The following is a 17,037-nucleotide window of genomic DNA, read 5'->3' as shown; positions in this document are numbered from 1 at the left end:
ATGCGGTTGGGTGCCTCTGGGGCTGCCCTGGTCGGACTGCTGGGAGCAGCCGCACCGGCGCTGTCGGGGGATTACGAGGGATCGCCGCAGGTGGCCGAATTCGTCGCCGAGATGACCCGCGACTACGGCTTCGCCGGCGAGCAATTGGTGGATCTGTTCCGTGAGGTGGAGCGCAAGCAGTCCATTCTCGACGCCATCTCCCGCCCCGCTGAACGGGTCAAGCCGTGGAAGGAATACCGGCCGATCTTCATCACGCCGGCACGCATCCAGAAAGGCGTGACCTTCTGGAACCAGCACGCCGATGCGCTGGCCCGCGCCGAGAAAGAGTACGGCGTACCGGCCCAGGTGATCGTCGCGATCATCGGTGTCGAGACCTTCTATGGTGGCAATACCGGCAACTTTCGTGTGATCGATGCCTTGTCCACTCTGGGCTTCGATTACCCGCCGCGTGCCGACTTCTTCCGCAAGCAGCTCAAGGAATTCCTCCTGCTGGCCCGTGAGGAGCAGGTCGATCCGCTGATGCTCAAGGGCTCCTATGCCGGCGCCATGGGACTGCCGCAGTTCATGCCGAGCAGCTTCCGCGCCTATGCGGTGGATTTCGACGGCGACGGCCATATCGACATCTGGAACAACCCGGTGGATGCCATCGGCAGCGTCGCCAGCTACTTCAAGCGCCACGGCTGGGTGCATGGCGCCCCGGTGGTCAGTCGTGCCCAGGTTCGCGGCGAACGAATCGACGAAGGGTTGACCCAGGGACTGGACCCGGTGAAGAACGTCGGCGATCTTAGGACGCTGGGCTGGGCAAGCGGTGATGCACTGCGCGATGATGTGCCGGTTACGGCCTTCAGGCTGGAGGGTGATGAGGGGGCGGAGTACTGGATGGGACTGCCGAACTTCTACGTCATTACCCGCTACAATCGCAGCGCGATGTACGCCATGGCCGTGCATCAGCTTTCCGAACTGCTGGTCAACGCAAGGGGCGGGCGTTAACCGATGCCACAACCGATAAGAGTCGCCGTCTACGGCGCCGTAGCATTGTTGCTGGCCAGCTGCTCGAGCAGCCGCGCGCCGGAACCGATCCAGCCCGGCGGGCCGATCTCAGGCCCCGGCGACTACTCGCGTCCGCACAGGGACGGCGCTCCCTGGTGGGATGTCGACGTCTCGCGCATTCCCGATGCCGTACCCATGCCGCACTACGGCTCGGTGAAGGCCAATCCCTACACCGTGCTGGGCAAGACCTACTACCCGATGAACGATGCGCGCCGTTACCAGGCGGTGGGCACCGCGTCCTGGTATGGCACCAAGTTCCACGGCCAGGCCACCGCCAACGGCGAGGCCTATGACCTCTACGGCATGACCGCCGCGCACAAGACCTTGCCGCTGCCGAGCTACGTCCGGGTGACCAACCTGGACAACGGCCGTAGCGTGATCCTGCGGGTCAACGACCGTGGCCCGTTCTATTCCGACCGCATCATCGACCTCTCCTTCGCCGCCGCGAAGAAGCTCGGCTATGCCGAGTCCGGCACCGCCCGGGTCAAGGTCGAGGGTATCGATCCCCATGAGTGGTGGGCGGCCCAGGGTCGTCCGGTGCCCATGGTCCTGGCGCAGCCGAAGATGGCCGCCCAGCCGCAACCCAAGCCCCAGCCGGTCGCCCAGGTGGCCAGCGCGCCGATCGAGCAGTACACCCCGCCGCCGCAGCAACATGCCGCCGCCGTGCTGCCCGTGCAGATCGACGCAAAAAAAAACGATTCACTCGCAGCGTCTGGCCTGTATCTCCAGGTGGGCGCCTTCGCCAATCCGGACGCTGCGGAACTCCTCAAGGCCAAGCTGAGCGAGACGGTGACTGCCCCGGTCTTCATCAGCTCGGTCGTGCGCAACCAGCAGATACTGCACCGGGTACGCCTGGGGCCGATCGGAACTCAGGGTGAAGCCCAGCAGGTGCAGAACTCGGTTCGCCTGGCCAATCTCGGCCAACCCACCCTCGTGAAGCCGGACTGACGGCTTCGTTTTTGCCCGCAAGGGCCTGTTAGACCATTAGTTACATAGAGAGACGGATGAACATCTTCAGCTTCGCCAAACGCCTTCTACTGCCCGCAGCCCTGCTCATCGTCGCGCCGGTCTCCATGGCGGCCCAGCAGATCATCCCGTCGCCGCCGCAACTGGCCGCCAAGTCCTATGTGCTGATGGACGCCCAGAGCGGCCAGGTGCTGGTGGAAAACAACGGCGATCAGCGCCTGCCTCCGGCAAGTCTGACCAAGCTGATGACCGCCTACATCGCCACCCTGGAAATCCGCAAGGGCCAGATCGGCGAGACCGATCCGGTGACCATCAGTGAGCACGCCTGGCGTACCGGCGGTTCGCGCATGTTCGTCCAGGTCAACACCCAGGTGACCCTGAGCGACCTGCTGCACGGCATCATCATCCAGTCCGGCAACGACGCCAGCGTGGCTGTGGCCGAGCACATCGCCGGCAGCGAAGACGCCTTCGCCGACATGATGAACACCACTGCCGAGAAACTGGGCATGACCGGCAGCCACTTCATGAACGCCACTGGCCTGCCCAACCCGGAGCACTACTCCACCGCTCACGACATGGCGACCCTGGCGCGCGCGATCATCTACGAAGATCCGGCCCACTACGCCATCTACTCCCAGAAGGAATTCTTCTGGAACAACATCAAGCAGCCCAACCGCAACCTGCTGCTGTGGCGTGACAAGACCGTCGACGGCCTGAAGACCGGCCACACCGACGAGGCTGGCTACTGCCTGGTGGCTTCTGCTGTGCGTGACAACATGCGCCTGATCGCCGTGGTGTTCGGCACCAACAGCGAACAGGCCCGCGCCGCCGAAACCCAGAAGCTGCTGACCTACGGCTTCCGCTTCTTCGAAACCCAGACCTTCTACCAGAAGGGCGCGGAGCTGGCCAAAGCCCAGGTTTGGAAGGGCTCGGCCCGTGAGATCAAGGCTGGCCTCGGTCAGGACCTGACCATGACCCTGCCGAAGGGCCAGATCAAGAAGCTGCAGGCCAACATGACCTTGAATCCGCAGCTGATCGCCCCCATCAAGCAAGGCGACGTGATCGGCAAGGTGGAAGTCAAGCTGGAAGACCAGGTAGTCCACAGCGCCGATCTGATCGCCCTGGAGACCGTTGAGGAAGGTGGCTTCTTCCGCCGCCTGTGGGATAGCATCCGACTGTTCTTCTTCGGCCTGTTCAACTGACCTTCTGAGCCGATGCCTCGCGCCTTGCCTGGGCGCGGGGCGTCCGCCTCGCGGATCACGAGTCCGCCGCTGCCATGACTGATACTCCTGACGTACAACCCCCGAAAATCGAATTCCCCTGCGAGCGCTACCCGATCAAGGTGATCGGCGATTCCTTCGATGGTTTCGCCGACCTGGTGATCGAAATCATCCAGCGCCACGCTCCTGATCTCGACGCCACCACCCTGGTGGTGCGCGACAGCCGCAACGGCCGCTTCCTGTCGGTGCAGGTGTTGATCACCGCGACTGGCGTCGACCAGTTGCAGGCCATCCATGTGGACCTGCGCGCTACTGGCCGCGTGCACATGGTGCTCTAGTGGCACCTGCCGAACTCATCGTGCGCCATCTGGGGTTGGTGGATTACCTGCCGACCCTAGAGGCGATGCGCCGTCTGACCGTCGAACGTGACGAAAGGACCCCCGACGAAATCTGGTTGCTGCAGCATCCCCGGGTGTTCACCCAGGGCCAGGCCGGCAAGGCCGAGCACCTGCTGGCGCCGGGGGACATCCCGGTGATCCAGGTGGAACGCGGCGGCCAGGTGACCTACCACGGCCCCGGCCAGTTGGTGGCCTATCTCATGCTGGATCTGCGCCGCCTCGGATTGGGCGTGCGCGATCTGGTCACGGCCATGGAACAAAGCCTGGTCGATGTGATGGCCACCTACGGTGTCGAGGCCGCGCCCAAGGCAGATGCTCCCGGTGTCTATGTCGATGGCGACAAGGTCGCCTCGCTGGGACTGCGGGTCAGCCGCGGCTGCTCCTTCCACGGCCTGGCACTCAATGTGGACATGGACATGTCGCCCTTCTGGCGGATCAATCCCTGCGGCTACGCCGGGCTGAAGATGGTTCAGCTCAAGGACCTGATCGAGACGCCGCCTCAGCTCGATGAGGTGGCGCAGCGCCTGGAGCAGGCTCTTCGTCAGCGGCTGGGCTACACGCAGTAAAGAGACAGACCCGAAAAAGCGACGGCCCCTCTCCCGTTGGGAGAGGGGCCGTTTCGTTTATTCAGATTGCGGCTGAATGCCCGCTGTGATCAACCCAGGTTGAGTGTCGGAATGATGCTTGAGTCGACGGGCTGTCCCGGTACCGGAACTGGTGCGGCCAGGCCCAGGTTGTTCTTCTCGAACACGCGGTCGGCCCTGTAGCTGGAGCGCACCAGCGGACCGGCAGCCACTTCCATGAAGCCTTTCTCAAGGCCGATATCGCGGAAGCGGTTGAATTCCTCCGGGCTGACCCAGCGCTTCACCGGCAGGTGGTTGCGGGTGGGCTGCAAGTACTGGCCGAGGGTGAGGATATCGACACCAATTGCGCGCAGATCGTCCATGGTTTCGATGATTTCCTCGTCGGTCTCGCCCAGACCCAGCATCAGGCTTGTCTTGGTCAGGACGGTCGGGCGGTGGCGCTTGGCGTGCTCCAGTACGCGCAGGGTCTTCTCATAGCCTGCGCGCGGGTCGCGTACGACATGGGTCAGGCGCTTGACCGTCTCGACGTTCTGCGCGAACACCTCAAGGCCGGAGTCCACTACCCGTTCGATGGCTGCGTGGTCGCCGTTGAAGTCGGGCGTCAGGGCTTCCACGACTACCTGGGGAGTGTTTTCCTTGATGGCGCGTACACAGGCGGCGTAGTGGCTGGCGCCGCCATCGTCCAGGTCGTCGCGATCGACGGAGGTCAGCACGATATAGCGCAGAGCCATGAGCTCGACCGACTTGGCGGTGTTCTGCGGCTCTTCCAGATCCAGCCAACCGTTGGGGTTGCCGGTGTCCACGGCGCAGAAGCGGCAGGCGCGGGTGCACACCGAGCCCATCAGCATGATGGTGGCGGTGCCGTTGGACCAGCACTCACCCATGTTCGGGCAGTGGGATTCCTGGCACACGGTACTCAGGCGATGTTCGCCGACGTTGCGCTTGACCGCGTCGAAGCGGCTGCCGCCCGGTGCCTTGACCCGCAGCCACTTGGGCTTGGGCTCGAACACCTGGGGTTCGGCAGAATTGCGGCGCTTCTGGCCATCCTTGATCGCGGTGATGCCCTGCGCAGTACGGAACTTTTCGCCGCTGGCGACGTGTTTGGACGAGTCGATATCGGACATCGGAAATCTGGCTCCGCTGGTGGCTCCGTTGGCTGCCGCAGGGGCAAAAAGGGGTGGCGCAGTTTATCACAAAGGCGTTTGCACGAACCGGCGGCCGTCTGGAGGCGTGAGCCTGTAACGACCGCCGTGCAAGCGGGACTCAGCGTCCTTCACGCAACTGCTCGAGCAGCTTCACATTGGGGTAGCCGTCCGCCGGCCAGCCGAGGCGCTGTTGATAACCACGGATCGCCTTGCGGGTGTTGGCACCGATGATGCCGTCCGCCGTGCCCGGGTTGTAGCCGGCCGCTGTCAGCGACTCCTGCAGCTCCACCCGCTCGGTACGGCTCAGCGGGCGCTCGTCGCGTGGCCAGCTTCCGGTGAGCTGGCCACCGCCGTCGAAGCGTTCGCCCAGCAGGCTGACCGCAAGGGCGTAGGACGAGGAGTTGTTGTACTTGAGGATGGCGCGGAAGTTATCCAGCACCAGGAACGCCGGGCCGCGATGGCCGGCCGGCAGCAGCAGGGACGCGGAGTCGTTGGCGAGGCTCGTGGCCTGTGGTCCGGCCTGCACGCCCATGGCCTGCCACTGAGCTACGGATTTGCGGATATCCCCGTCGGCATGGGCATAGTCGAAGCCGTCGGGCAGCTGGACCTGGATTGCTGCAGGTTGTCCCTTGCGCCAGCCGGAGGCCTGCAGGTAGTGGGCGGCCGAAGCCAGCGCGTCGGCCGAGGAGTTCCAGATGTCGCGGCGGCCGTCGCCGTCGAAGTCCACGGCGTGGGTGTTGTAGGTGGTGGGGATGAACTGGGTCTGGCCCATGGCACCGGCCCAGGAACCGAGCATGCTGCCGGGCTGGATGTCGCCGTGCTGGAGGATCTGCAGGGCGGCCAGCAATTGCGCGTGGGCGAATTCGGGGCGGCGGCCTTCGTAGGCCAGAGTGGCCAGGGAGCGGATAACCGATTTGTCGCCCATGAACTGGCCGAAGCTGCTTTCCATGCCCCAGATGGCCACCAGGGGCTCACGGTCCACACCGAAACGCTGCTCGATGGCGTCCAGGGTTGTCGCGTTTTCCGCGATCAGGGCCTGGCCCTTGCGCACCCGGTACGGCGAGATGGCGCCTTCCAGGTATTCCCACACCGGTCGGGTGAATTCGGGCTGGCTGCGATCAGCGGTGATCACGCTGGCGTCGGGCGTTACGCCGGCGAAGGCTTGGTCGAAGAGGCTGGCGTCTATGCCTTGGGCCAGCGCTTCGCGGCGGAAACCGTCGCGCCACGCGCTGAAGCTGATGGTGGGCATCTGCACAGGAATCTGCGCGGGCGTTGCAGCGGGTTTACTGGCGGGCTGGGTCGCCTGAGGCAGGGGCGCGGTGGAGGGTTTCTGCGCAGGAGCGTCGGCGCAGGAGCTGAGCAGGGTGAGGGCGGAGGCCACGGCCAGGCTGCGGAACATCGGGCCGGGGGCGGGGGCATCGAACATACGCGAGTCTCGAGGCAGACGAATCGAGTCGCGACCTTAACACGTTCGAGCCTTTTCACGCCGCCATAAGCGACGAAGCCTCCCAATCGTGGGAGGCTTCGCGGCGGTAACTTCCTTTGCCTTTCTGGGGCTTCTCCTGGCGGCAGCGGAAGAGGGGTTGGGCTACCAGGGATTTGGCGCGGTTGGGCGCGCCTTGTTTGCGTTTCTTGGCCATGGCCGATCCTCGATTGGCGCCCGCACCAGCGCGGGCGGGCGCATCATCGGCCTGTGCTCAGAAATTGTCCAGTTATTCGGCGGACAACGGCAGGCGCTGGCCGGCCAGCAGCAGGGCAAGGCGTGCGAGGCCATTCCAGGGATCGCCCGGAGCCTGGCCCTTGATTTGCGCGTCGATGCGCTGGGCATCCTGCAGCAACTGGTTCCAGCGCGACGCCGGATGGCGTTGCAGCGCGCGAGTAACCAGCGGACGACGTTTGTCCCAGACCGGCGGGCGGGCTGCGGCAAAGGCCTTTTCCAGTGGCACGCCCTGGCTGTATTGCTGGGCCAGGCCGGCCAGCAGGCGCAGCTCCCTTGCCAGTGCCCAGAGGATCACCGGCGGTTCCACGCCTTCGCCGCGCAGGCCTTCCAGGGTGCGCAGGGTGTGGGCGGGTTCACCGTTGAGGGCGGCGTCGATCAGGCCGAAGACGTCGAAGCGGGCGCTGTCAGCCACTGCTGCCTGGACGGTCGCGGCATCCACCTGACCACCTTCGGCCAGCAGCTTGAGCTTCTCGATCTCCTGGGCGGCGGCCAACAGGTTGCCTTCGACCCGGGCGGCGATCAGGTCCACCGCTTCCTGGTTGGCGGCCAGGCCAGCCTGGGACAGGCGCTGGCGAATCCATTGCGGCAGGTTGTGGGACTCGATGGGCCAGATCTGGATGAACTGTGCATCCGCCCCATCGATCAGTGCCTTGGCCCACTTGGTTTTCTGGGTGCTGCCGTCGAGCTTGGGCAGGCTCAGCAGCAGCACGGTGTCTTCCGGCGGGCGGGAGAGGTATTCGAGCAGCGCGGCAGCGCCCTTGTCCCCCGGCTTTCCAGAAGGCAGGCGCACTTCCAGCAGACGCTTCTCGGCGAACAGCGACAAGCTCGCGCCGGCTTCCAGCAGCAGGCCCCAATCGAAGTTGGTTTCGGCGTTGAACACCTGGCGCTCGCTGAAATCCCGCGCGCGGGCGCTGGCGCGAATGGCGTCGCAGGCTTCCTGGCAGAGCAGAGGCTCGTCGCCACTGACGACGTAGACCGGTGCCAGAGGTCCCTGCAGGTGTTTACCCAGTTGTGCGGGGTTGAGTTTCATAGGCGGAAATGACTGGGGCCGCTGTGCGGCCCCGAGTGCTTACTGGATGGGCAGTTGCAGCGGCGACTGCTGCGGTTGCTGGGCCTTTTCGGCCTGGCGCGCGGCTTCCAGCGCTTCGGCTTCGGCCTTGGCCTTGGCTTCGGCGGTCTGTTGCAGCTGGTCGAGCTGGGCCGGGGTGATCAGCTGCAGGCGCATGATCATCTGCTGGACCATTTCCTGACGCATCTCCTGGCGCAGCTGGGCCGCTTCCTGGTCGGAGCCGATCAGGTTGTTGCTGTCATGCACGTAGTACTTCTGCACGGTCAGCTTGTCGTTCATCAACATCAGGTTGTTGTTGCCGCGGATTTCGTACTGCAGGGTCTGGGTCAGCTCGTACTCGGCGCTGCGCGCACCAGTGGTATAGCTGGCAGTGCGCTGGGTTTCGTCCTCGCGGGCCAGGACCAGGGTGTAAGGCGCGCCGGCATGGACGTTCACGCCATTGTCCACCAGGGCCTGGCGGACGGATTTGACGGTCTGGCCGTACAGGTTACGGGCAGTCACGTCCATTTCGGTCAGGGCGAACTTGGCTTCGCCAGTGCCGCGCAGGTGAAAACCGCACGCGCTCAGCAGCACGGTGAGGCCCAGGACCAGCAGATTCCGTTTCATCATTTCTTGCTTTCCCCTTGCAAACAGTCCGGCGCCACTCCCGGAGGAGGGCGCCGGCTTCGATCAGTTGGCGACGATATTGACCAGTTTGCCTGGCACCACGATGACCTTGCGGATGGTCAGGCCGTCGGTGAAGCGCAGCACGTTCTCGTTGGCGCGTGCGGTGGCTTCCACTGCTTCGCGGCTGGCGTCGGCCGGCACTTCGATATGACCGCGCAGCTTGCCGTTGACCTGTACCACCAGTTGCAGGCTGTCCTGCACCAGGGCGGCTTCGTCCACGGCCGGCCAGGCGGCGTCGATGATGGCGCCGGAGTGGCCCAGCTCGCTCCACAGCACGTGGCTGATGTGCGGGGTGATGGGGGCCAGCAGCAGGGCCACGGCTTCCAGGCCTTCCTGCAGCAGGGCGCGGTCCTCGGCGGTGGCCTGCGGGGCCTTCTCCAGGACGTTCATCAGGGTCATCACGGCAGCGATGGCGGTGTTGAACTTGTGGTACTGGCCGACATCCTGGCTGGCCTGCTTGATGGCCAGGTGGATGGAACGGTGCACAGCCTTCTGCTCGTCGTTCAGCGCGCTGCGGTCCAGGGCTGCCGGCAGGCCAGCGGCGACGTGGGCCTGGGCGAGGCGCCAGACGCGGCGGAGGAAGCGGCTGGCACCCTCGACGCCGGAGTCGGACCACTCGAGGCTCATGTCCGGCGGCGAGGCGAACATCATGAACAGGCGGCAGGTGTCGGCGCCGTAGGCGTCGATCATGGCCTGCGGGTCGACGCCGTTGTTCTTGGACTTCGACATCTTCTCGGTGCCGCCGATTTCCACCGGCAGGCCGTCGGTCTTCAGGCGGGCACCGATGACCTTGGCCTTGGCGTCACGCTCGACTTCGACGTCGGCCGGGTTGAACCAGTCCTTGCCGCCATTGGCTGCAACGCGGTAGTAGGTCTCGGCGACCACCATGCCCTGGGTGAGCAGGTTCTTGAACGGCTCGTCGGAGCTGACCAGTCCTTCGTCACGCATCAGTTTGTGGAAGAAGCGCGCGTAGAGCAGGTGCAGGATCGCGTGTTCGATACCGCCGATGTACTGATCCACGGGCAGCCAGTGGTTGGCTGCGGCCGGGTCGACCATGCCCTGGTCGTAGTTCGGCGAGGCGTAGCGGGCGAAGTACCAGGAACTCTCCACGAAGGTGTCCATGGTGTCGGTTTCGCGCTTGGCCGCGGTGCCGCACTTCGGGCAGATGCAGGAGTAGAACTCGGGCATCTTCGCCAGCGGGCTACCGGCGCCATCCGGCACCACGTCTTCGGGCAGGACGACCGGCAGTTGGTCTTCCGGCACCGGCACGTCGCCGCAACTCGGGCAGTGGATGATCGGGATCGGGCAGCCCCAGTAGCGCTGGCGGCTGATGCCCCAGTCGCGCAGGCGGAACTGGGTGCGGGCCTGGCCCAGGCCTTTCTTCTGCAGGGCCACTTCGATGGCGTCGAAGGCACCCTGGTAGTCCAGGCCGTCGAATTCGCCGGAGTTGATCAGTTGGCCGTGCTCGCCGTAGGCGTCCTGCCACGGGGCAGGGGTTTCGTCGCCAGCAGAGGTGCGGACCACTGCCTTCATCGGCAGGTCGTACTTGTGGGCGAAGGCGAAGTCGCGCTCGTCGTGGGCCGGCACGGCCATCACAGCGCCTTCGCCGTAGTTCATCAGCACGTAGTTGGCGACCCAGACCGGGAGCTTGTCGCCGGTCAGCGGGTGCTCGACGAACAGGGGAGTGGGCAGGCCCTTCTTCTCCTGGGTGGCGATGTCGGCTTCGGCGACGCCGCCGCGCTTGCATTCGTCGATGAAGGCCTGCAGTTCAGCGGCCTTGTCAGCCGGCAGCTTCTGCACCGCGAGGGCCGCCAGCGGGTGCTCGGCGGCGACGGCCACGTAAGTGGCGCCCATCAGGGTATCCGGACGGGTGGTGAAGACCTTCATTGCGCCGGCCTGGCCGATGCTGGCCTGGTCGTAGGGGAAGCTGACTTCCATGCCGCGGGATTTGCCGATCCAGTTGCGCTGCATGGTCTTGACCTGTTCGGGCCAGCCGTCCAGGTCGTCGAGGCTGCTCAAGAGTTCATCCGCGTAGGCGGTGATCTTGAAGTAGTACATCGGGATCTCGCGCTTCTCAACCAGCGCGCCGGAGCGCCAGCCGCGGCCGTCGATGACCTGCTCGTTGGCGAGGACCGTCTGGTCTGCCGGGTCCCAGTTGACGGTGCCGTTCTTGCGGTAGATCACGCCTTTTTCGAACAGTTTGGTGAACAGCCACTGCTCCCAGCGGTAGTAGTCGGGCTTGCAGGTGGTGACTTCACGAGACCAGTCGATGGCAAGACCCAGGCTCTTCAGCTGGGTCTTCATGTAGTCGATGTTTTCGTAGGTCCACTTGGCCGGCGCGACGTTGTTCTTCATCGCGGCGTTTTCCGCCGGCATGCCGAAGGCGTCCCAGCCCATGGGCTGCAGCACGTTCTTGCCGAGCATGCGCTGGTAGCGGGCGATCACGTCGCCGATGGTGTAGTTGCGCACGTGCCCCATGTGTAGCTTGCCGCTCGGGTAGGGGAACATCGACAGGCAATAGAAGGTGTCCTTGCCGGGCTGCTCACTCACTTCAAAGGATTTATGCGCGTCCCAGTGGGCTTGCGCGGCGGCTTCGATTTCGCGGGGCTGATACTGTTCGTGCATGGCTACTGGCGCTGGAAGATGGAGTTCCTTGGGGCTGGCGACGCTGGCCTTGGCTGCGTTGTCGGACCCTGGAGGAAACGGAAATTCAAGCGCCGTAGCATACATGACCCCCAACGGCCTAGGGAAACCCTGATTGCGCGGGCGGGCGTCCGTCGGCTATCCCGCCACCGTTTGTCGCAGGCACCTTGCAGCAGGGAAGCGAACGCTAAGCTTTTCATAAGCAACGCAAGCGTTTACGTGGTTCGAGGTGTTGGATGGGTGAGTTGCGGCGGACGGATTCAGGGAACGGGCTTTACGAGCGGTTATTGCATCGGCTGGCCCTGGCGCTGGATGAAGCGGATACGGCGGTTCGCTTGCGCGACGAGGAGCCGCTCGAATTGGAACTCAAGGGATTGACCCCTGCCGAGATGGAGTTGATTCGCGCCTATCTGGACCGCGATACGCGCTGGTTGCGGGGTTGGCACGCTGCCGCCGAGGAACTGGCCGCCATCGAGGCGCTGCCCCGGCGTTCGCTTCGTGGCGAAAGTGGCCCACCCAAGACTTTCGCTCTCAAGCCCAAACCCGCGTTCAAGCGCCGTCCGCAGCTTTGCTGCGCCATGTGCGGAACACCGGCCATCTGGCAGCGCGGCCAGGGTGTGCAGGCGTGCATGTCTTGTGGTTCTCAGCTTTTCCGCACGTCGAATCCCCGCTAGGCTCCGGGCACCCTGGAGGTGCCCATGCCGATTCGCTACATCATCAAACAATTCCTGCTGCCGCCTGGCGGCCTGTTGCTGTTGCTCCTGCTCGGGTGGTGGCTGCGTCGGCGCATGCCGCGCTTGTCCGCAACCTGCTTCGTGGCCGGGCTCGGTGGCCTGTGGTTGATGAGCCTGCCCATCGTCGTCGAGTGGTCGGCCAAGGTGCTGGAGCGCGAGCCGCCGCTGGCCGAAGCCGAGTGGACGCAACTGGCCGGGCGGGTGGATGTGATTGTGGTGCTGGGCGGTGGCCGGGACCGTGATGACCCTGCCTGGGGGGCGGATCAGCCTTCCCCGATGGCCCTGGAGCGGCTTCGCTATGCCGCACGCCTGGCGCGTGCCAGCGGCCTGCCCCTGCTGACCAGTGGCGGCCTGCACTTTGGTGAGCCTCCCTCCGAGGCGAAGATCATGGCCGATACGCTCAAGCGCGATTTCGGCGTGGACGTGCGCTGGCAGGAAGGGGAGAGCCGAACCACCTGGGAAAACGCCACCTTCAGTGCGAAGTTGCTCGAGCCTGCAGGCGTCCGTCGCGTGCTGCTGGTGACCCAGGCGTCCCACATGCCTCGGGCCCGCTGGTGTTTCGAGCGGGCTGGATTCGAGGTGGTGACGGCTCCCATGGGCTATCTCGGCGTACCCAATGGCCGCCCGGCGGGCGGCTGGTTGCCGGAGGCCAAGGCGGTCTGGCAGAGCGGGATGCTGCTCAATGAAGCGATCGGCCTGGTGGCCTATCCGTTGGCGTATGACTGAGCGTTTCCTGTAGGAGCGAGCTTGCTCGCGATCATTTCGCGAGCAAGCTCGCTCCTGCACGGGGCTTACACCGTCTTGGCGATTCGGCTGGCCATCAGCGCCCAGGCGAAGAGCAGGCCGCAGAGGATTACCAGCGGCCAGGCACGCCACTGCAGATAGGGCGTCAGACCCTGCATGGGCAGCACTTCGCCGTAGAGCACGCCCTGCTGGAATTGCGGGATGCCCTCGGTGACCTGGCCGAACGGGTCGATCAGCACGGTCACGCCGTTGTTGGTGGCGCGAATCATCCAGCGGCCCGCTTCCAGGGCGCGCATCTGCGCCATCTGCAGGTGCTGCAGCGGACCGATGGAGGTGCCGAACCAGGTGTCGTTGCTCACCGTCAGGAGGATGTCGCTCTGGGCGGCCAGGCTCGCGGCGAACTCGGGGTAGACCACCTCGTAGCAGATGTACGGGGCGATGCGGTAACCCTTGGCCATCAGCGGGCCCTGGCTGGAATCGCCGCGGGCGAAGTCGGACATGGGGAGGTCGAAGAAGGCGATCAACCCGCGCAGCACTTCCTGTAGCGGCACGTACTCGCCGAAGGGCACCAGCTTCTGCTTGAGGTAGGTGCCTTCGCCTTGGCCGACCACGGTGATGCCGTTGTAGTAGCGCTTTTCGCCGCGCTCATTGTTCTGCCGGATCGGCACGCCGGTAATCAGCGCGGACTGGCGATCATTGGCGAAGCGGTTCATCACGCCGAGGTAGCCGTCGACGAACTCCTTGAGCACCGGCACGGCGGTTTCCGGCCAGACGATCAGGTCGGCCTTCTGCGCGCTGAAGGTCATGTCGCGATAAAGCGCGAGCTGGGCGTTGAGCTGCTCCGGGTCCCACTTCAGATTCTGGTGGACGTTGCCTTGCATGGCCGCGACTTTCAGTGGCGCGCCGGCGGGCTGGGTCCAGGCGTGGCCCTTGAGTGCCAGGCCGATGGCCCAGGGGGCGATCAGCAGGACGACGCCGGCGCCGAGGAAGGCTGGGCGACCACGCAGGCGTGCGAGGTTCACCAGCAGGGCGGCGGTGAGCGCCAGGGCGAAGGACACCAGCCAGACGCCGCCTACTGGTGCCAGTCCAGCCAGGGGGCCGTCGAGCTGGCTGTAGCCGGCGTAGAGCCAGGGGAAGCCGGTGAGGAACCAGCCGCGGAACGCCTCCTGGGCGAGCCACAGTGCGGCGAAGGCCAGGGTGTCGGCCAGGGCTGCTTCGCTGCGGCGTATCCAGCGCGCCCAGACCAGCGCGGGCAAGGCGAAGAACAACGCCACGCCAGCACTGAAGCCGACAGTGAGGAAGGCGGCCAGGGGCACCGATGCCGCGCCGTAGTCGTGGATGCTGACGTAGATCCAGCCGGTGCCGGTCAGGAACAGGCCGAGGCCGTACCACCAGCCGCGCCAGAACGCAGCCTTGGGCGCCAGGTCGCGCAGGCCCAGGTAGAAGAGGGCGAGGGACAGCAGTTCCAGGGGCCAGAAATCGAAGGGGGCGAAGGCCAGGGGCGTCAGGGCGCCGGCGGCCAGGGCCAGCAGGTTGCCCGGCCAGCCGGGGCGGGTGATCCAGTTCATGCTCGGTCCTTGGGCGGATAGGGAGCTGGAGTAGCGTGCGAGGCGAGCCTTTTGTTGCCCGCTCGGGGCGCGATTATCCACGGGCGCCCCTCCGCTGGGGAGGGGCGCGCAGCCATCAATGGGATAGCGGAGAGAGACGCAGCAGGTGGATGCGGCGGCTGTCGGCGTTGAGCACGCGGAAGCGGAACTCACCGATCTCGGTGGTCTCATTGCGTTTGGGTAGGTGGCCGAAAGCACCCATGACCAGGCCGCCGACGGTGTCGAACTCGTCCTCGGAGAAGTCGGTCTCGAAGAACTCGTTGAAGGCATCCACCGGGGTCAGCGCCTTGACGATGAAGTCGCCGCTGGGGAGCGGCTTGATGTAGCTGTCTTCCTCGACATCGTGCTCGTCCTCGATGTCGCCGACGATCTGCTCCAGCACGTCCTCGATGGTCACCAGGCCAGCTACACCGCCGTACTCATCGATGACCACGGCCATGTGGTTGTGGTTGGCGCGGAACTCGCGCAGCAGCACGTTGAGGCGCTTGGACTCGGGCACGAAGGTGGCCGGGCGCAGCAGGTCCTTGATGTTGAACGGCTGGGCGCTGTCATGGAGGATCAGCGGCAGCAGGTCCTTGGCCAGGAGAATGCCCATGACGTCGTCGAGGCTTTCACCGATGACCGGGTAGCGGGAGTGGGCGGCGTCGATGATCGCCGGGAGGAACTCCTTCGGCGTCTGGGTGGCCTTGATGCTGATCATTTGCGAGCGCGGCACCATGATGTCGCGTACTTGCAGGTCGGCGACCTGGATCGCACCTTCGACGATCGACAGTGCTTCGCTGTCGAGCAGCTTGTTCTGGTGGGCTTCGCGCAGTAGCTCAAGGAGCTCCTGGCGGCTTTTCGGCTCATGGGCAAAGGCCTGGGTCAGCTTTTCCAGCCAGGACCTGTGCCCGTTGCTCGATCGATCTTCGCTCATATGTCCTTTGCTCGGTGCCTCTTATTGGTCTTCGTCGTCACGGTAAGGGTCGGGGTGGCCAAGTTCAGCCAGCAATTCCCGTTCCAGGGCTTCCATTTCCTCGGCTTCCTCATCCTCGATGTGGTCGTAGCCGAGCAGGTGCAAACAACCGTGGATCACCAGGTGCGCCCAGTGCGCCTGCAGGGCCTTGCCCTGTTCGACGGCTTCCCGTTCCACCACCGGTGCGCAGATCACCAGGTCGCCGAGCAGCGGGATGTCCAGCAGCTCGTCCGGTACGTCCGCGGGGAAGGAGAGCACGTTGGTAGCGTAGTCCTTGTGTCGCCAGGTGCGGTTCAGTTCGCGCCCTTCGGGCTCGTCCACCAGTCGGATGGTCAGCTCGGAGTCGGCGCTACGCTGGCGCAGGGCCAGTTCGCACCAGCGACGGAAGTCCGCCTCGCTCGGCAGGCCCAGGGCCGTGCTGGCGAGTTGCAGGTCAAGTTCAAGCATTGTCGTCTATGGCGCCTGGATCGTTGTCGGCGGGCTTCGCCTTCGGCTGCTGCTGTTGGCTGTCGAAGCGGTCGTAGGCTTCGACTATGCGCTGGACCAGCGGGTGGCGCACCACGTCATGGGACTTGAAGTGGGTGAAGCTGATGCCCGGTACATCGCGCAGTACGTCGATCACGTGGGTCAGGCCCGAACGGGTGCCGCGCGGCAGGTCGATCTGGGTGATGTCACCGGTGATGACGGCAGTGGAGCCGAAGCCGATACGGGTCAGGAACATCTTCATCTGCTCGACGGTAGTGTTCTGACTTTCGTCGAGAATGATGAAGCTGTTGTTAAGGGTGCGACCGCGCATGTAGGCCAGCGGGGCGACCTCGATCACCTGCTTCTCGATGAGCTTGGCTACGTGGTCGAAGCCGAGCATCTCGTAGAGCGCGTCGTAGAGCGGGCGCAGGTAGGGGTCGATCTTCTGGGACAGGTCGCCCGGGAGGAAGCCGAGCTTCTCGCCGGCTTCGACCGCCGGGCGTACCAGCAGGATGCGGCGCACCTGCTCGCGCTCCAGGGCGTCCACGGCGCAGGCCACCGCCAGGTAGGTCTTGCCAGTGCCCGCCGGGCCGATGCCGAAGTTGATGTCGTGATCGAGGATCGACTTCACGTAGCGCTGCTGGTTGGCGCCGCGCGGGCGGATATTGCCCTTGCGGGTGCGCAGGCTGACCGCTTCGGCCTTGGGGTTGACCTCGTCCATGCCGGTTTCGCGCAGGAACAGGTGAATCATGTCCGGCGACAACTCGCTGGCTTCGGTTTCGCGGTAGAGGCGGTGCAGGAGGTTTTCCGTGGTGCGGGTGCGTTGCGGGTCGCCGACCAGTTCGAACTGGTTGCCACGGTTGCGAATCTCGATGCCCATGCGCTGTTCGATCAGGCGAAGGTGCTCGTCGAATTGGCCGCACAGATTGGCGAAGCGGCGGGCTTCAAAGGGTTCCAGGGTGAAGCGGTGAAGATCCAGTGAGGCGTTCAATGTCGTGTGTTCGCCCTTGGGCGGAAAGGAAGGGATGACAGAAAGAATAACTCCGAGGGCCCGCCTGGAAAAGCGCGGGC

17 protein-coding genes are annotated in these 17,037 nt (G+C 64.9%); 7 read left to right on the top strand and 10 right to left on the bottom strand.

What is annotated here, in order from left to right; all coding sequences use genetic code 11:
• From mltB to lipB, 5 genes are all read left to right on the top strand, one after another.
• A complete protein-coding gene (gene mltB / locus E8E91_RS20710; protein ID WP_271470116.1) occupies positions 1–990 on the top strand; it encodes a lytic murein transglycosylase B in 990 nt (329 codons plus the stop codon).
• Positions 991–993: 3 nt separating this feature from the next.
• A complete protein-coding gene (locus E8E91_RS20705) occupies positions 994–1,998 on the top strand; it encodes a septal ring lytic transglycosylase RlpA family protein (protein WP_280366689.1) in 1,005 nt (334 codons plus the stop codon).
• A gap of 56 nt (positions 1,999–2,054) precedes the next feature.
• Positions 2,055–3,218 carry a D-alanyl-D-alanine carboxypeptidase family protein gene (locus E8E91_RS20700; protein ID WP_190826777.1) on the top strand — a complete coding sequence of 388 codons (1,164 nt, stop codon included), beginning with the start codon at positions 2,055–2,057 and terminating at the stop codon, positions 3,216–3,218.
• Between the two features lie 74 nt (positions 3,219–3,292).
• Entirely contained in the window at positions 3,293–3,574 is a 282-nt protein-coding gene (locus E8E91_RS20695) for a DUF493 domain-containing protein (RefSeq protein WP_280378389.1), read from the top strand.
• Positions 3,574–4,200, top strand: coding sequence for a lipoyl(octanoyl) transferase LipB (gene lipB, locus E8E91_RS20690; protein WP_280378387.1), 627 nt, complete (start codon positions 3,574–3,576; stop codon positions 4,198–4,200). The genes E8E91_RS20695 and lipB overlap by 1 nt, the downstream gene beginning before the upstream one ends.
• Positions 4,201–4,289: 89 nt before the next feature.
• Here lipB and lipA read toward each other — a convergent pair whose 3' ends face one another.
• From lipA to leuS, 6 genes are all read right to left on the bottom strand, one after another.
• Positions 4,290–5,342, bottom strand: a complete 1,053-nt coding sequence (lipA, locus tag E8E91_RS20685) for a lipoyl synthase (protein ID WP_280378386.1) — start codon at positions 5,340–5,342, stop codon at positions 4,290–4,292.
• Positions 5,343–5,481: 139 nt separating this feature from the next.
• A complete protein-coding gene (locus tag E8E91_RS20680; RefSeq protein WP_280378382.1) occupies positions 5,482–6,789 on the bottom strand; it encodes a lytic murein transglycosylase in 1,308 nt (435 codons plus the stop codon).
• A gap of 55 nt (positions 6,790–6,844) precedes the next feature.
• Positions 6,845–7,003, bottom strand: a complete 159-nt coding sequence (arfA, locus tag E8E91_RS20675; RefSeq protein ID WP_190826787.1) for an alternative ribosome rescue factor ArfA — start codon at positions 7,001–7,003, stop codon at positions 6,845–6,847.
• Between the two features lie 72 nt (positions 7,004–7,075).
• The gene (gene holA / locus E8E91_RS20670; RefSeq protein WP_280366704.1) at positions 7,076–8,113 is read right to left on the bottom strand and encodes a DNA polymerase III subunit delta; all 1,038 of its coding nucleotides are present in this window, start codon (positions 8,111–8,113) and stop codon (positions 7,076–7,078) included.
• A gap of 39 nt (positions 8,114–8,152) precedes the next feature.
• A complete protein-coding gene (lptE, locus tag E8E91_RS20665; RefSeq protein WP_190826791.1) occupies positions 8,153–8,761 on the bottom strand; it encodes an LPS assembly lipoprotein LptE in 609 nt (202 codons plus the stop codon).
• A 60-nt stretch (positions 8,762–8,821) separates the two neighbouring features.
• Positions 8,822–11,443: a leucine--tRNA ligase gene (gene leuS / locus E8E91_RS20660; RefSeq protein ID WP_280378380.1), complete on the bottom strand. Its 2,622-nt coding sequence runs from the start codon at positions 11,441–11,443 to the stop codon at positions 8,822–8,824.
• Between the two features lie 254 nt (positions 11,444–11,697).
• Here leuS and E8E91_RS20655 point away from each other — a divergent pair, with 254 nt between their 5' ends.
• Both E8E91_RS20655 and E8E91_RS20650 read left to right on the top strand, forming a co-directional pair.
• Complete coding sequence (locus E8E91_RS20655; protein WP_280378378.1) at positions 11,698–12,135, top strand: hypothetical protein; 438 nt, start codon at positions 11,698–11,700, stop codon at positions 12,133–12,135.
• 24 nt (positions 12,136–12,159) lie between these two features.
• Positions 12,160–12,921 (top strand): YdcF family protein, encoded by a 762-nt coding sequence (locus E8E91_RS20650; protein WP_280378376.1) that lies wholly within the window; start codon positions 12,160–12,162, stop codon positions 12,919–12,921.
• Positions 12,922–12,986: 65 nt separating this feature from the next.
• Here the strand turns inward: E8E91_RS20650 and lnt are convergent, their stop codons facing one another.
• The 4 genes from lnt to E8E91_RS20630 all read right to left on the bottom strand — a co-directional run bounded on the left by lnt (position 12,987) and on the right by E8E91_RS20630 (position 16,957).
• A complete protein-coding gene (lnt, locus tag E8E91_RS20645; protein ID WP_280378373.1) occupies positions 12,987–14,507 on the bottom strand; it encodes an apolipoprotein N-acyltransferase in 1,521 nt (506 codons plus the stop codon).
• 115 nt (positions 14,508–14,622) lie between these two features.
• Positions 14,623–15,462: an HlyC/CorC family transporter gene (locus E8E91_RS20640; protein ID WP_280378372.1), complete on the bottom strand. Its 840-nt coding sequence runs from the start codon at positions 15,460–15,462 to the stop codon at positions 14,623–14,625.
• 21 nt (positions 15,463–15,483) lie between these two features.
• On the bottom strand, positions 15,484–15,948 hold the full coding sequence (gene ybeY / locus E8E91_RS20635; protein ID WP_280378369.1) for an rRNA maturation RNase YbeY: 465 nt from the start codon (positions 15,946–15,948) through the stop codon (positions 15,484–15,486).
• The gene (locus tag E8E91_RS20630; RefSeq protein ID WP_280378368.1) at positions 15,941–16,957 is read right to left on the bottom strand and encodes a PhoH family protein; all 1,017 of its coding nucleotides are present in this window, start codon (positions 16,955–16,957) and stop codon (positions 15,941–15,943) included. Before E8E91_RS20630 ends, ybeY begins: the two co-directional genes overlap by 8 nt.
• Between the last annotated feature and the right edge of the window lie 80 nt (positions 16,958–17,037).

The organism is Pseudomonas sp. BN515, from assembly GCF_029873155.1.
Classification (GTDB): Bacteria; Pseudomonadota; Gammaproteobacteria; order Pseudomonadales; family Pseudomonadaceae; genus Metapseudomonas.
This window is presented reverse-complemented; position numbering and strand designations above follow the sequence as displayed.